The sequence below is a fragment of the Candidatus Symbiobacter mobilis CR genome, from assembly GCF_000477435.1.
GTDB lineage: Bacteria > Pseudomonadota > Gammaproteobacteria > Burkholderiales > Burkholderiaceae_C > Rhodoferax > Rhodoferax mobilis.
In genome coordinates this window covers 1,683,527-1,697,198 of record NC_022576.1, presented here as the reverse complement: position 1 = coordinate 1,697,198, position 13,672 = coordinate 1,683,527, and the positions used below count along the sequence as shown (strand labels likewise).

At 63.4% G+C, this 13,672-nt stretch carries 12 protein-coding genes; 8 read left to right on the top strand and 4 right to left on the bottom strand.

Going from position 1 to position 13,672, the window contains the following annotated elements; all coding sequences use genetic code 11:
• Positions 1-108 precede the first annotated feature (108 nt).
• Positions 109-1,152, bottom strand: coding sequence for an HD domain-containing phosphohydrolase (locus tag CENROD_RS06945; protein WP_022773344.1), 1,044 nt, complete (start codon positions 1,150-1,152; stop codon positions 109-111).
• A gap of 165 nt (positions 1,153-1,317) precedes the next feature.
• Complete coding sequence (locus CENROD_RS12485) at positions 1,318-4,533, bottom strand: hybrid sensor histidine kinase/response regulator (RefSeq protein WP_187292281.1); 3,216 nt, start codon at positions 4,531-4,533, stop codon at positions 1,318-1,320.
• A gap of 190 nt (positions 4,534-4,723) precedes the next feature.
• Between CENROD_RS12485 and aroD the strand changes: the two genes are divergently transcribed.
• Together aroD and gshA are read left to right on the top strand one after the other, a co-directional pair.
• Positions 4,724-5,539 carry a type I 3-dehydroquinate dehydratase gene (gene aroD, locus CENROD_RS06935; RefSeq protein WP_051360329.1) on the top strand — a complete coding sequence of 272 codons (816 nt, stop codon included), beginning with the start codon at positions 4,724-4,726 and terminating at the stop codon, positions 5,537-5,539.
• An 18-nt stretch (positions 5,540-5,557) separates the two neighbouring features.
• Complete coding sequence (gshA, locus tag CENROD_RS06930) at positions 5,558-7,123, top strand: glutamate--cysteine ligase (protein ID WP_022773334.1); 1,566 nt, start codon at positions 5,558-5,560, stop codon at positions 7,121-7,123.
• 52 nt (positions 7,124-7,175) lie between these two features.
• Here the strand turns inward: gshA and CENROD_RS06925 are convergent, their stop codons facing one another.
• Both CENROD_RS06925 and CENROD_RS06920 read right to left on the bottom strand, forming a co-directional pair.
• On the bottom strand, positions 7,176-8,588 hold the full coding sequence (locus tag CENROD_RS06925; RefSeq protein ID WP_022773331.1) for an aminopeptidase P N-terminal domain-containing protein: 1,413 nt from the start codon (positions 8,586-8,588) through the stop codon (positions 7,176-7,178).
• Positions 8,589-8,681: 93 nt separating this feature from the next.
• The gene (locus CENROD_RS06920; RefSeq protein ID WP_022773328.1) at positions 8,682-9,413 is read right to left on the bottom strand and encodes a sugar phosphate nucleotidyltransferase; all 732 of its coding nucleotides are present in this window, start codon (positions 9,411-9,413) and stop codon (positions 8,682-8,684) included.
• A gap of 76 nt (positions 9,414-9,489) precedes the next feature.
• Between CENROD_RS06920 and CENROD_RS06915 the strand changes: the two genes are divergently transcribed.
• The 6 genes from CENROD_RS06915 (at position 9,490) to CENROD_RS06890 (ending at position 13,664) form a co-directional block, all read left to right on the top strand.
• The gene (locus CENROD_RS06915) at positions 9,490-9,852 is read left to right on the top strand and encodes a response regulator transcription factor (RefSeq protein ID WP_041193365.1); all 363 of its coding nucleotides are present in this window, start codon (positions 9,490-9,492) and stop codon (positions 9,850-9,852) included.
• Complete coding sequence (locus tag CENROD_RS06910; RefSeq protein WP_022773321.1) at positions 9,849-10,454, top strand: chemotaxis protein CheC; 606 nt, start codon at positions 9,849-9,851, stop codon at positions 10,452-10,454. The genes CENROD_RS06915 and CENROD_RS06910 overlap by 4 nt, the downstream gene beginning before the upstream one ends.
• Positions 10,451-11,512 carry a sensor domain-containing diguanylate cyclase gene (locus CENROD_RS06905; RefSeq protein WP_051360328.1) on the top strand — a complete coding sequence of 354 codons (1,062 nt, stop codon included), beginning with the start codon at positions 10,451-10,453 and terminating at the stop codon, positions 11,510-11,512. Before CENROD_RS06910 ends, CENROD_RS06905 begins: the two co-directional genes overlap by 4 nt.
• A 151-nt stretch (positions 11,513-11,663) precedes the next feature.
• The gene (locus tag CENROD_RS06900; RefSeq protein ID WP_022773313.1) at positions 11,664-12,086 is read left to right on the top strand and encodes a BLUF domain-containing protein; all 423 of its coding nucleotides are present in this window, start codon (positions 11,664-11,666) and stop codon (positions 12,084-12,086) included.
• Between the two features lie 157 nt (positions 12,087-12,243).
• A complete protein-coding gene (gene plsY, locus CENROD_RS06895) occupies positions 12,244-12,936 on the top strand; it encodes a glycerol-3-phosphate 1-O-acyltransferase PlsY (RefSeq protein WP_022773309.1) in 693 nt (230 codons plus the stop codon).
• Complete coding sequence (locus tag CENROD_RS06890; protein ID WP_022773305.1) at positions 12,933-13,664, top strand: glutamine amidotransferase-related protein; 732 nt, start codon at positions 12,933-12,935, stop codon at positions 13,662-13,664. Before plsY ends, CENROD_RS06890 begins: the two co-directional genes overlap by 4 nt.
• Positions 13,665-13,672 lie beyond the last annotated feature (8 nt).

Here is a 13,672-nt window from a genome sequence, read left to right as displayed (position 1 = left end):
CGGGGGGAAAGGGCTGGCGGCGGGCGCGGGGGATCATAAGGAAACTATCGCGACTTCCGCAGCTCGTACATGGGATGGATGCGTGGGGAAGGGGCATTGGCGCGATGCCTACGCCTGATCCTGGAACCGTTCGCGAATGGTCATCACCGTGTCCCATCCGGCGAAGAAGGCGTCGACGCACCGGGGGTCGAAGTGTTTGCCGGATCCATTGCGTAGGAATTGGGTGGCGGTGTCCAGCGGCCAGGCTTTTTTGTAGGGGCGTTCGGAGGTCAGCGCATCGAATACGTCGGCCACGGCGACGATGCGTCCAAACAGGGGAATGTCCTCGCCGTGCAGGCGCTTGGGGTAGCCGGAGCCGTCGTACTTTTCATGGTGCGAGAGGGCGATTTCCGCGCCGAGCTGGAGCACGCGGGATGCGCTGTGGGACAGGATCTCGTACCCAATGGCCGCGTGATGCTGCATGACTTCGAATTCCTCCGGAGTCAGCCGCCCGGGCTTGAGCAGGATGTGGTCGGCGATGCCGACTTTGCCGATGTCGTGCATCGGCGCGGCATCCCGTAGCACTTCCTGTTCCTGCGTGCTACAGCCTAGCTCGCGGGCGATCAGCTCCGAGTAGTGCGCCATGCGCAGGATGTGCCCGCCGGTTTCGGGGTCGCGGTATTCCGCCGCCTTGGAAAGGCGAAAGACGGTCTCCCGCTCGCGTGCGACGATTTCTCCCGTCGCCTTCTGTACTTCTTCGGCCAGCCACTGCGCGCGGTCGGCCAGTTTGCGGCGGTGGTCGCCGAGCTGAAGGAGATTGCGTGCGCGAGCCAGGAATTCGGTCTTGTCGATGGGCTTGGTCAAAAAGTCCGTCGCGCCGACTTCGAGCGCCTGGTAGCGCACCTGCTTTTGGTCATTGGCCGTGATCATCAGGATGGGAATGTCTTCCCGGCCTGGCCTGGCGCGTAGCAGGCGGATGAACTCGATGCCGTCAAGCTCCGGCATCATGTAATCGACGATCAGCAAGTCGAAAGGGTGTTCTTGCGCCCAGCGCAGCCCTTCTTGCGCATCGGAAAAGACGGCGGATTGCGCATCCCCGAGGCGCTTGACCAGCGCGTCGAAGAGGATCAGGTTGACTTGGGTGTCGTCGACGATGACGATCTGGTAGGGCATGGGTATTCCTTACTGTGCAAGTCGCGAAGCGGCTTCTCGAAGCTCCTCTCGCCCAGCGGGAGAGGGGAGGAGGGGGAGGGACACTGCCATAACTGTCCTGATGCAGGGCGCTGGCGCAAAGTCATGGCCGTTGACAGGGTGGAAGCGGCAAGATGGCCTGGGGGGTCAGGGTGCTGGGAAGCGTTCGAGCGCGTCGATGACGCAGCGAACCTGACCGACGAGGGTGTCGATCTGTAGTCGCAGCAAGGCGTCGTCGGGTGCAGGGCCGTCCTGGGTTCCCCGCTTGGCGTGTTGTTCGAGTTCCAGCGCTTGCGTTGCGGCGGGGCGCGCACCAAACAGCCCTAGCGTTCCCTTGAGCGAATGCGTGGTGCGCATCAACGTGGTGTAGTCCCGCGCTTGCAAGGACGTTGTCATGCGCTCTTCGTCGATGGGCCATTGTTCCCGGAAGGCCTCGGAGATGATCTCGACGACCTCGGGGTCGGATTCGGCCAGCGCGGAGGCGTAGTCGAAGTCTTCCGGGCGCGGCGCATCGACTGCTGCGGCCAAGGGTGCTGCATTGGCAGGGTCGGAACCGTGGGCAGTGCCCCCGGTTTGTTGGTCGGCGATGTGGGCCGCGAACTGTGCCAGCAGACGCTGCAAATGTCCGACCTGGATCGGTTTGGAGATGTAGTCGTCCATGCCTGCGGCCAGGCAGCGTTCGCGGTCTCCCTGCATGGCGTTGGCGGTCATCGCGACGATGGGGGTTCGCGGGCCTTGTTCGCTCGCGCGGAAGAGCCGCGTGGCTTCCAGCCCATCCATCACCGGCATCATCATGTCCATGAAGACGAGGTCAAAGCGGTGTCGCCCCAAGTGGTCGAGCGCTTGTCGACCATCGGCGGCGACGGTGACGGTGTGCCCACGGCGCTGAAGCAGCGCCAGGGCCAGCGTTTGGTTGACCTCGTTGTCCTCGACGAGCAGGATGTCCAGCGCTACCTGCGCCGCCATGGGAGTGTGGCGGGTGGCCAGTTCCTGCTGCACTGCCTCGTCGGGGTGCAACATGCGGCCCAGCACGTCGAGCAGTTCATCGTGGGTGAAGGGCTTGGAAAGGTAGCCCGCAAAACCGGCCTCCCGGGCTTGTTGCGCGTCGCCTTTGAGCGCGGCGGAAGACAGCATCAGCAACGGCAGCGATGCATACCCAGGAAGTTCGTGCAAGCGCTGCCCGGTGTCGTAGCCGTCGAGATCGGGCATTTGCGCGTCGAGGAGCGCGAGATCGAAACCGTGCCCTGCCTCGCTGGCGCTGCATGCGACATCCAACGCCTGCGCGCCCGATCTGGCCACGGTCACGATCATGTCCAGACGGGACAGGTAGCCTTCAAGCACTTGGCCATTGACATCGTTGTCGTCGACGACCAGCACGCGCAGCCCGCGCACGTCGGCCCAGGAGGGGGCAGGGCGCTGCGGATGGTCGTCGGGTTGTAGCGGAAGGCAAAAGTTGAAGCGGCTGCCCCGTCCGACCTCGCTATGCACCGTCAGCGTTCCACCCATGGTTTCTACCAGGCGCGAGGAGATCGACAGCCCCAGCCCTGTTCCCCCGTAGCGCCGGGTGATGCTGCTGTCTTCCTGCGCGAAGGCGTCGAAGATCGTTCGCAACTTGTCCGGGGCGATGCCGATGCCGGAATCCTGCACTGAAAAGGTGAACCAGGGCGATACCCCCGCCCGCTCTTGCGTGCCCAGCTCCAGCACGACTTGGCCATGGTCGGTGAACTTGATGGCGTTGCCGAGCAAATTCATCAGAATTTGGCGCAGTCGGCCGGGATCCCCCCGGACGGCGACGGGCATGTGCGGTTGCATCCTGCAAATCAGCTCAATGCCTTTTTCCTGGGCGCGGACGCTCAGGGTCTTGAGGGTGTCCCCCACCACGCGCCCCAGGTCGAAGCCGATGGTTTCGATGGTGAGCTTGCCCGCTTCGATCTTGGAGAAGTCGAGGATGTCGTTGATGACCTTGAGCAAGGAGTCTGACGAGGATTTGACGATCTCCAGGTACCCGCGCTGCTCTTCGGTCAGCTCCGTATCAAGCGCCAATTCGGTCATGCCGATGACCCCGTTCATCGGGGTGCGGATCTCGTGGCTCATGTTGGCCAGGAACTCGGACTTGGCGCGGTTGGCAATTTCGGCAACTTCCTTGGCGCGCTGCAATTCTTCGGAAGCGGTGCGCGCTGCCGTCACATCCTGCCAAATGCCGGTGAACACCATCGCGCCGTTGGCCGCAGGCTCGGGTTCGGGGGTCATTTCCGAGCGGATCCAGCGGATGCTTCCGTCAGGCAGGACGATGCGGTATTCCCCCTGCCAGGGTTCGCGGCGGGAGCCTGCTTGCAGTACGGCGGCGTAGCACTGTCGGTCTTCGGGCAGCACTTGTTCAAAAATGAGCTGGCTGTCGGCCATCAGCGCTTCGGGGTCAAGCCCGCGAATGTCGCGCAGGCGTTCGCTCAGAAAGGTGAATCGCACCCCGGTGGCATCGATCTCGCACTGGAACACGGCGGCGGGTACGGCGTGGGCAATGCGCCGCAGCCGGGCTTCGGCGCTGGCGATGGCACGTTCCATCGTTTTGCGCTCGGTAATGTCGGTGCGGATCCCGATGAATTGCTCGGGTACGCCGGCATCGTCGAGCAGCGGGACGATCGTCGCTTGCACCCAGAACAGAATGCCGGAACGGGATTTGTTGCAGATTTCCCCGTGCCACACCTGGCCGGTGAGGATCGTCTCCCACAAGTTTGCGTAGAAAGCGCGGGATTGCACGCCGGATTTGAGAATGTTGTGGTTCTTCCCCAGCAGTTCTGTGCGGGTGTAGCCGCAAATTTCACAGAACTTGTCGTTCGCGTAGGTGATTTCCCCGGCAAGGTTGGCCATGCTGACGATGGCGTGTTCGTCGAGGGCAAACTTTTGTTTGGCGAGGTCGGCGAGGGCTTCCTGCAGCTCGTGTTCGCTTTCCTCGCGCTGGCGCACCAGGTTGGACATGAGCCGGGAGAGCGATTCCAGGTTATCGATGTCGGCATCGGACACTTCGACGGGGTCGGCCTGCATCAGGCTGGTGGCGGTCTGGCGCAGCGAGTCGATGGCGCGGGTCCGGCTTTCTAGCTCTTGCGACAACCGGTCATTGCTGTGCGAGAGTTCGATCGACTGCCATTGCAGGTCGCGCGTTTGGCGTTCGAGGTCGCCTTCGATCTGTGCATAGTGTGCCCCGACCAGTTCGAGAACCTGGGGCAGCCCACGCAGCCACTGCGTCAAGGCGCCTTCCGGCGGGGCGGTGGCCAGCCAGCGTTGGAGCTGCTCTTGCACTGCGGGGAGGTCCTGCTGTGCCAGCCCTGTTGCGCGCTGGATCTGTTCCGCCAGAAGAGGGTGCATAGTGGTGGGGTCGTGGGGTGGCATATATCGGAGCGCGCCACCTTCGGACATTCTAGGAACCTGGTGGCCTTGCGCCGTTCCCGCCAAGGCCATTCAGTCCGCTCGGGCCATCGAAGTCGTTGTAGGAACGACGGAAGTTGCGATGGCGTGCGTCGCCCGGGTACCATGACCGACTTTGCGGGAGGGTGCTGTGCAGGCTGGTCGATGGGTCGAGGAACCGGGGCGCAGAATGGCGCCGGGCGGAGGGTTCCCCTGGTTGTGTACGCCTTTGGTGGGATGCAATCGGGAGGAACTCGCTGCGGAGTTGCGCGAGATCGTTCCCAAACGGCCCGATTTGCTGGAGTGGCGGGCTGACCATTTTGGCGACGTGGGCGATGTCGAAGCTGTCATCGAGACCGCGCAGGCCATCCGAGCCGCTGCGCCGACGATTCCTCTGTTGTTCACCATGCGCAGTGTCGTGGAGGGCGGGCAGCCCGTGGCGCTCGACGATGAGCAGATCGTTGCCCTCTGCGCGGCGGTTTGCGCCCATGCTGGCATCGCATGGATCGACTACGAAATGCGCCAGCCCGCAGAGCGAATCGCCGCAGTGCGTGCGGTGGCGCAAACCCACGGGGTGCGGCTGCTGCTCTCGTTTCACGACTTCGGGCGCACCCCGTCAGTGGAAGCGATGACGGCGAAGTTCTTCTTGGCGCAGGAACGCGGTGCAGATGTCGCCAAGATTGCCGTGATGCCGCATTCCATCGACGATGTGTTGGCGCTGTTGACCGCGACCCGCCATGCCAGCAAGGTGCTGACTATCCCGGTCGCGGGGATGTCGATGGGGGCGCTGGGCGCCCTCTCCCGCTGGATGGGATGGACATGCGGGTCGGCATTGGTTTTTGTCGTGGGGGCATCGTCGTCGGCGCCGGGGCAAGTGCGCATCGAAGACATGCGCGAGGTACTGGCCAAGATGCAGCAGACCATGCAGCCGCCGGGCGTCCCGTATCCGAAGGGCAGTGGCCGCTAGGCCCAGTGCCGACGAACCATGCTGCAATGCGCCGGTTGCGATGGGGTGCGGTTGCTGTCCGAGCCAGGGATGGCCGCCTTGCTGCGCGGCGCGCTGCGGGGGTGGGAGCGGGAGTGTCTGCGCGTAGACCCGACGGGAGAACTGGCCTGCACGCCGCACCCCCGCACGCTGGGAGCCAAGGGAACGCATCCCTGGATCACGACGGATTACGCCGAACCACTGCTGGAATTCATCACCCCGCCTGCACCGGACGTGGGCGAGACGCTGGACTTTCTGCGCAACGTCCACCGCTACGCTGCGCGGCGCATCGGGGACGAATGGCTGTGGGCGGGGTCGATGCCCTGCCGCATCGGTCGGGATGAAGACATCCCTATCGCCCACTACGGAACGACCAACGAAGCCCGGTTCCGCCAGGTCTACCGCGAAGGGCTGGGGCTGCGCTACGGCAAGGCAATGCAGACCATTGCCGGCGCGCACTACAACTGGTCGCTGCCCGCGCCGTTCTGGGAGGCGCTGTACGAGCGTTGTCCGCAGCAGCCGAGCCTGCGTGCCGAGGTCGACGAACGCTACTTCGGCCTGGTGCGCAACATGCTGCGTTTCGGTTGGCTGGTGCTGTATCTCTTTGGCGCTTCCCCGGCAGTGGGGGCTTCTTTCGTACAGGGGCGCTCCACCCGGCTGCATGCGCTGGGCGCTTCCACGCTGTATGGGCCTTGGGCCACGAGCCTGCGCATGAGCAGGCTGGGGTACCAGAACCGCGTGCAGGACAAGCTGGTCATTGGCTGCAACAGTCTGAAAGAGTACGTGCGCACACTTGATGCGGCAGTGCGCACTCCCGACCCCTACTACGCCACCCTGGGCGTGCGGGAAGGCGCGGCATGGAAGCAGCTCAGCGCCCATGTGTTGCAGACCGAGGCAGAGTGGTACGCGCCGATCCGCCCCAAAAGGACGGACGCTGCCGGGTTGCGCCCCGCGCAAGCGTTGCGCGCCCATGGCGTGCAGTACGTCGAAGTGCGCTTGCTCGACATCGACCCCTTCATCGACATTGGCGTACATGCGCAGCAGGCGCATTTTCTCGACACGCTCCTGTTGCTATGTCTGCTACGCGCCAGTCCGCCGATCAGCCCCCGGGAATACGCGGAAAACGACGAAAACCTCCATCGCGTCGCCGCCGGAGGGCGAGACCCCCGGCTGCACTTGTTATTGCACAACAGGGAGTACCCCATGCGCGCGCTGGCGCACCGACTTGTCGATGACATGCTCCCGGTGGCCGAGGTGCTTGATGCTGCACATGCGGGGCAAGAGCACCGCAACGCGCTGGCTGCGGCGCGCGCCTGCATCGACGACCCCGGCTCCACCCCTTCTGCGCGGGTGCTGAACGCCGTCCAGCAGGCAGGCGGTCATGCAACCTTTGCCTTGGAACAGGCCCGCGTACACACGGCTGCGCTGCAATCGCAACCCTTGACGCCCTTCTGGCAGGAGCGGATGGATCGCAGCGTGGCGGATTCGCTCACCGAAGACGAACGCCTGCACGCTTTGCCGCAGGAGCCTTTTGAGGACTACGTTGCACGGTATCTGGGGGGGTAGTACGTGATGGATGCGCCGTATTGCTGTGCATGACCACCGTGGCAGTGCATCGTCAGCGCAACATCAGCGCGGTAAGTTCTTCCGGCAGCACGGGAACGTCGCGCGTGAGCAGCTCGCAGCCGCTGGGGGTGACGAGGGCTTCGTCCTCGATGCGGATGCCGATGCCGTGGAAAGGCTCGGGAACGTCGGGGCTGGGGCGCACGTACAGGCCAGGCTCGACAGTCAGCATCATCCCCGTGTGCAGGATGCGCGAAGGGAGTTCCTTGGTGGCGGCATTCCCGGTGCCCGATGGGGCAGGGGGTTCCTCGCTGCGTTCGCCGCGCTCCATGTATGCACCGCAGTCATGCACGTCCATCCCGATCCAATGGCTAGTGCGGTGCATGTAGAAGCGCCGGTAGTGCTCGTGTGCGATCACGTCATCGACAGTCCCCACCACATCGCGCCGGAGTAGCCCTAGGTCGAGCATTCCTTGCGACAGCACGCGCACGCTGGCTTCATGGGCATGGACGAAACGTGCGCCGGGGCGGATTGCAGCGATGGCGGCCTGCTGCGCAGCGAGTACGAGCGTGTATAGCTCCCGCTGCACGCTGGTGAAGGTGCCGATCGCGGGAAAAGTGCGCGTGATGTCGCTGGCGTAGCCATCGAGTTCGCAGCCTGCATCGACCAGCACCAAATCGCCTGCGCGCACTGGGGTACTGCCCGCAGGGTAGTGCAGGATGCAGGCATTGGCGCCGGTGGCGACGACGGATTCATACGCAGCGGCCTGCGCGCCGCAGGAGCGGAACTCATGCAGCAATTCCGCTTCGAGGTGGTACTCGCGCACTTCTTCCCCAGCGCGGAGCTGCTGCGCGCAGAACCGCATCGCGCGGGAATGGGCGCTGGCGCTGATCCGCGCTGCGTGGCGCATCAGCCGTGTCTCGTGCGCGGTCTTGTACAAGCGCATGTCGTCGATGACGTTGCAGAGATCCAGGGTCTGCCATGGGCTGGGAACCCCGCGTCGCCCGAAGCGTGCGTCGTTGCGCACTGCACGTAGCCAGGCATGGACGCGAAGCTCGTGGTCTGCGCCGAAGGGGTACCAGAGGGCCTCGCGCCCCGCGAGCAGCTCGGGCATCCGTGCATCAAGCACGTCGATGGCAAAGGCTTCGTCGATCCCCAGGGCGGCTGGGGCTGCATCCGGGCCGAGGCGCAAGCCATTCCAGGTTTCGCGTTCGGGGTCGCGGGGCAGGCAAAAGAGCGTCGTTCGCGGGGTGCTGTGCGCGTCCGTGGTCAAGACGAGCCAGGCATCGGCTTCGCCGAATCCGCATAGATAGTGAAAGGCGCTGTCGTGCCGATAGGGATAGGCCACATCCCGGTTGCGCAGCCGCATCGGCGCGGTGGGGAGCAAGGCCACGGCGTTGGGACCGATCCGGCGGGCAAGGTCGCGTCGGCGTTGGTCGTAGACGCTGAGAGCGAAAGTCGAAGTCATGGGCGAGAAGCTAGGTTGCGCTATGGGTTTGGCATAGACGAAGGAGCAAGTGAAGGAGTAGACCGAGACATTGACGCAAGAAGGGGCGCCATGTCACCCCAGCGCAGCCAGACGCTGCGGGGTGCCCACATCGTGCCAGACACCGGGGTACAGCGTAGCGCCGATGCTGCCTGCTTCGATGGCGGGGCGCAGGACGTCTGCCAGCCTGCGGGTGATGCCATCCGGGTTGCCCAGGGGAATGTCGCACCACGGTGGCGCGAACAGGGCACGGCGATACAGCCCAAGGGAAGAATAGGTATAGCGCGGCGAGGCGTGGGTGGCCAGGCAACCGTCGATGCCAAAGTCCCCATCGGGGTGGTGCGCAGGGTTGGGAACGAGCCACAGGTGCGCGAGCAGGCCGCTATGGGCGAAGTGATCGACGATGTCTGGCGCAAAGGCAAAGCCGGGGGCGAAGACGTCTGCGGCCAGTACCCAGAAGATGCCGTCGTCCGGGCCGTCTTGCGCGTGCGGAAACAGCAGAGGCATTGCGCGGCAGATTCCGCCCGCAGTTTCCAGCGCGGTACCAAAATCCCGCCCCTCGTGCGAGAAGACCACATCCCAATCCAGATACGGGAAGGTTATCGCGCCTGGGGCGTATTGCAGGGCGCACTGCACTACCTGTTCGGCCAGCCACGCGGTGTTGCAGACGACCCTGCCCACCCCGGCGCGCGCCAGCGCATCCAGGTGCCAGTGCAGCAGCGGCTTGCCCCGTACAGCCAGCGCAGGCTTGGGGCAGGAATCGGTGAACGGGCGCATGCGCTCGCCGCGTCCGGCGCACAACACCATTGCGGGTGTACCGGGCGCCCATCCACAATCCTTCATAATGCCCCCATCCTCAACGATTCGACTGGATCCAGCTCGTATGGCACAAACATTGTTGATTGTGGATGACAGCGTGGTGTCCCGCATGATGATCAAATCCAAGGTTGGGAAGCTGCAGCCGGACTGGGTCGTGCTGGAAGCCATCAACGGTTCGCAGGCGGTGGAGATGGTTCGGGAACGTGCCCCGGACTACATCACGATGGACATCAATATGCCTGGCATCAGCGGTTTCGATGCTGTCGAACAGATTCGGGCGTTCAATACCACGGCGCGCATTGCCATGCTTACGGCAAATATTCAGGACAGCAGCCGCGCCCGCGCAGCCGAACTGCAGGTGACGTTCGTGCAGAAGCCGGTGACTGAAACCGCCGTACGTCAGGCCATCGAGTACTTTTTGTCATGACGCTGTCGGACATCGAACTCGATGCCCTTGCCGAAGTTTTTAACGTCGGCGTGGGGCAGGCGGCGCACGCGCTCAGTCAGCTTGCGGGCGCGATGGTGCGGCTCAACGTGCCCAAGGTCACGATGGTTAGCAAGCAGGGCGTTGCCGAAGAGCTGATCGGCCATGGTTCCGAGCGAATTTGCGCTGTACGGCAGGAGTTTTCCGGGGTGTTCAACACCGAAGCCGTGCTGATGTTCCCGGTGCAGCAGAGTTTGCAGCTCGTGCAGATGATGGTGGACGACGACGTGCCGCTTGAACAGCTCGGAGAAATGGAGCAGGAGGCCCTTGCCGAAATCGGCAACATCCTGCTCAATTCGGTGGTCTCCGGCATCGCCGATATGCTCCATCTGCAATTCGAGGGGTCGTTGCCGCAGGTGGAACTGGGGCAAGTGGCTTCGGTGCTTGGGGAGTGTGAAGAAATCCGGGAAGACGTGCTGAGCTTGCAGATCGACTTTGCGATTGATGCACTCGCCATCAAAGGGTTCCTGGTCTTTCTGCTCGACGTGGATTCCGTGGCGTCTCTCCAATCCAACGTCCGGGCTTTTCTGGCTAGCGCGTCGTGAATACGGGGAATACGGGGAATACGGGAATAGATGCAGCGACGAACGCCGGGGTGTCCGGCGCAGTTGCGTATCCTTGCCCGGTGTGGGCGGGATGGGCGCTGGATCATTTGCAGCTCGGGCTACTGGTGCTCGATGCGGACAAAAGGATCGCCTTCGCCAACCAATGGTTTCTGCGGCATGCTGCGATGCAGTTGCAGGATGTGCTGGCCAGGACGCTCATTGAGGTCTTTCCCCAGTTTCAGCACAGCCACTTTCTGCTGTTTTTGGAGCAGGCGATCAACAGCGGGTTCCCGGTTTTGCTGTCGCAGTCGCTGCATCCTTCGCCTTTTCCGTTGTTCTTGCCTTCGGCGGAACGTGGGCAGGACAGGTTCTTGCGCCAGTCGATCCGAATCATCCCGATGGGGCATGGCGTGGCCAACGGGCTGGATCAGCGCTACACGATGATTCAGATCACCGATGTGACGCACTCCGTGTTGCGCGAGCGCCTGCTCAAGGCGCAGGCCAGCAAACTCATGGGGCTGGCCCACCAAGACGTACTCACTGGCCTGGGCAACCGGCGCATGTTGGATAGCCGCCTTGCCCAGGAACTGCGTACTTCGGTGCGGGCCAATACGGTGCTGGCGTTGGCCCTCTTCGATATCGATTACTTCAAGCAGTACAACGACCAGTACGGTCATCTGGCGGGAGACAACTGCCTGCGCCGCGTTGCGGAGACCTTGCGCGAGGTGTGTCGTCGGCCCAACGATGTGGTAGCGCGCTTCGGTGGGGAGGAAATGGTCGCCATCCTCCCCGGTACGGACTACGCGGGCGCCATGCAGGTCGCCAACGAAGTACTGGATCGGGTGCGCGCCCTGCGCATCGTCCACGAGGGCAGCATGGCCAGCGATGTCATTACGCTCAGTGCTGGTGTGGCCATCAGCGAACCCACCAAGCCTTTGACGCCGGAAGCACTGCTCCACGTGGCAGACCAGGCGCTGTACGCCGCCAAAGGGAGTGGCCGCAACATGGTTTGCGGGTATGACGCAGAGGGTGTGATCGCGACGGTGGAGCATTCGTAGCGTTGTTCGCGGCCGCCGCTCCTACAACGTGAACAGAAGATGCGTTGTACGGATGTGAAAGCATGTCGGCGTTCGTTGGTAGTGGTGGTGGTGTCGTTGTCGGCATATTCCTTGGTAATTTTTTCGTCGAAACGCAAGGGGGGAAGTTCGTATGAGGCTGATCCAGTTGATTTATGTCAGTGACCTGGTTGGAGAGAACGAGGCAGCCATTCCTGCCATCCTGGAGAGCAGCGTTCGCCGCAATGGCGAGAATGGCATCACGGGGATGTTGCTGTATTCGCACGGGAATTTCTTGCAGGTACTCGAAGGCGAGCAGGATTCCGTGCGCGAAACCTATTCCCGGATTTGCAAGGATCCCCGGCACCACAACGCCATTCTGTTGACCGAGGAAGACGTATCCGAGCGCCATTTTGCGAACTGGAGCATGGGCTACCGGCAACTCGGCCCGGAACACGCGGCCAAACTGCCCAAGTACGCGCCGTATTTCCAGTTTGGTTTTGACGTATCGGCCATCCGGGCCAAGCCCGGTATTGCGTTGGAGATGCTGGAACTGTTCAGCCAAGGAATGCTGTAACAGACAGGTGGGAGAGCACAGTCTCCAGTCCCTGTTTTCCAATCTCGGCGCAGTCGGCTACGGGTAGGCCGTTCCAGTCAGTTTCCCTCGCCCACAGCCCTTTTTCCGCTGGGCGATGGGAGCTGCAAGAAGCCGCTTCGCGACTTGCACAGTACTCATGTCGTCGGTCGATCCGGTTCTGCTCTCCGCGCTGGCTGCGCTGCTGGCCTACCTGTTGGGGTCGGTATCTTTCGCCGTAGTCATCAGCCGTGCCTTGGGGCTGGCAGACCCACGCAGCTACGGTAGCCGCAACCCGGGAGCGACGAATGTTTTGCGTTCGGGTTCGAAAGCCGCAGCCGCTGCGACGCTGTTGCTCGACGTAGCCAAAGGCTGGCTGCCGGTGGCGTGCGTCGTCCAGTGGGGAGGGGGCTTTGGTCTGCACGGTGGGGTTGTGGCCGTGGTGGGGGTGGCGGCATTTCTGGGGCACGTCTATCCGGTGTTTTTCCGTTTTGTCGGTGGCAAGGGGGTGGCCACCGCGCTGGGGGTGTTGCTGGGATGGAGCCTCGGATGGGGGTTGGGCGTGGCGTTGTGCTGGCTCGTCGTTGCGGGGGCTACGCGCTATTCCTCCTTGGCTTCGGTGGCCGCAGCAGTGCTCGCGCCTGTGGTGTATTGGGTTGGGGGGGCGATGTGGTGGGGGCGTGATGTAGCACTGCTACTCGGCTCGCTGTGCATGGCGGTTATGCTTCTTTGGCGCCACCGGGCCAATCTGCGACGCCTGCTGGCCGGACAGGAACCACGCATCGGCAGCAAGGGCCGTGCGCACGGCGCAGCGCCTGCCTCCGCAAACGATTCCGCCAAGGAGCGTCCATGACCCTGTGCATTCTGGAAAACGACGACCTCGATCCTGCGCTCGCTCCCATCTACGGCGGCTACGCGCCGATGTTCCTGCGCATGTTGCGCGATGCCGGGTACCGGGGGGCGTTTGAAGTCTTTCGTCCGATGCGGAACGACTACCCCGCGTCTTTCGATGCCTATGACGCTGTGTTGCTGACGGGCAGCCGTGCGGATGCCTTTGCCGACGAACCGTGGATTCGCACCCTGCGCGCCAAAGTGGATGGGCTGCTGGCCACGGGGAAAAAGCTTGTCGGCGTGTGTTTTGGGCACCAGCTCGTCGGTTGCTGCATGGGGGCGCGGGTCGGGCGTGCTCCTCAAGGGTGGGGGGTGGGCAGGTTGGTGTACCGCTGGCTGGAACCGGAGATGGTCGGCGGGCGCACGGAACTGGCTTTGCTGGCCAGCCACCAAGATCAAGTGTTCGACCTGCCCGTCGGCGCGCGCCTGCTGGCTACGAGCGACTATTGCCCGATTGCTGCCTTTTCCGTGGGCAATGCCGTGCTGTGCGTGCAACCGCATCCCGAGTTCGTGGTTGGCTATAGCGCCTTTTTGCTGGACAAGCAGCGTGACATGCTGGGGCCGCAGCGCCATGCTGTATGTATACAAGGGCTGGCGCAAGGGCACGATGGGCCTGTCATCGCCCGTGCGATCGTCGATTGGATCGGCGCCGACGACGCTGCCTTGGTGCGTGCCTTGCAGGTTGCATAGAAACCGCG

What these genes read in the sequence shown, in the direction of transcription:
- CENROD_RS06910 (WP_022773321.1), top strand. Translation starts at nt 9,849, where the DNA reads ATGACGCTGTCGGACATCGAACTCGATGCCCTTGCCGAAGTTTTTAAC.
- CENROD_RS06925 (WP_022773331.1), bottom strand. Translation starts at nt 8,588, where the DNA reads ATGACTTCGACTTTCGCTCTCAGCGTCTACGACCAACGCCGACGCGAC.
- CENROD_RS06900 (WP_022773313.1), top strand. Translation starts at nt 11,664, where the DNA reads ATGAGGCTGATCCAGTTGATTTATGTCAGTGACCTGGTTGGAGAGAAC.
- CENROD_RS06945 (WP_022773344.1), bottom strand. Translation starts at nt 1,152, where the DNA reads ATGCCCTACCAGATCGTCATCGTCGACGACACCCAAGTCAACCTGATC.
- CENROD_RS06920 (WP_022773328.1), bottom strand. Translation starts at nt 9,413, where the DNA reads ATGGTGTTGTGCGCCGGACGCGGCGAGCGCATGCGCCCGTTCACCGAT.
- CENROD_RS06890 (WP_022773305.1), top strand. Translation starts at nt 12,933, where the DNA reads ATGACCCTGTGCATTCTGGAAAACGACGACCTCGATCCTGCGCTCGCT.
- gshA (WP_022773334.1), top strand. Translation starts at nt 5,558, where the DNA reads ATGCTGCAATGCGCCGGTTGCGATGGGGTGCGGTTGCTGTCCGAGCCA.
- plsY (WP_022773309.1), top strand. Translation starts at nt 12,244, where the DNA reads ATGTCGTCGGTCGATCCGGTTCTGCTCTCCGCGCTGGCTGCGCTGCTG.
- CENROD_RS12485 (WP_187292281.1), bottom strand. Translation starts at nt 4,533, where the DNA reads ATGCACCCTCTTCTGGCGGAACAGATCCAGCGCGCAACAGGGCTGGCA.
- CENROD_RS06915 (WP_041193365.1), top strand. Translation starts at nt 9,490, where the DNA reads ATGGCACAAACATTGTTGATTGTGGATGACAGCGTGGTGTCCCGCATG.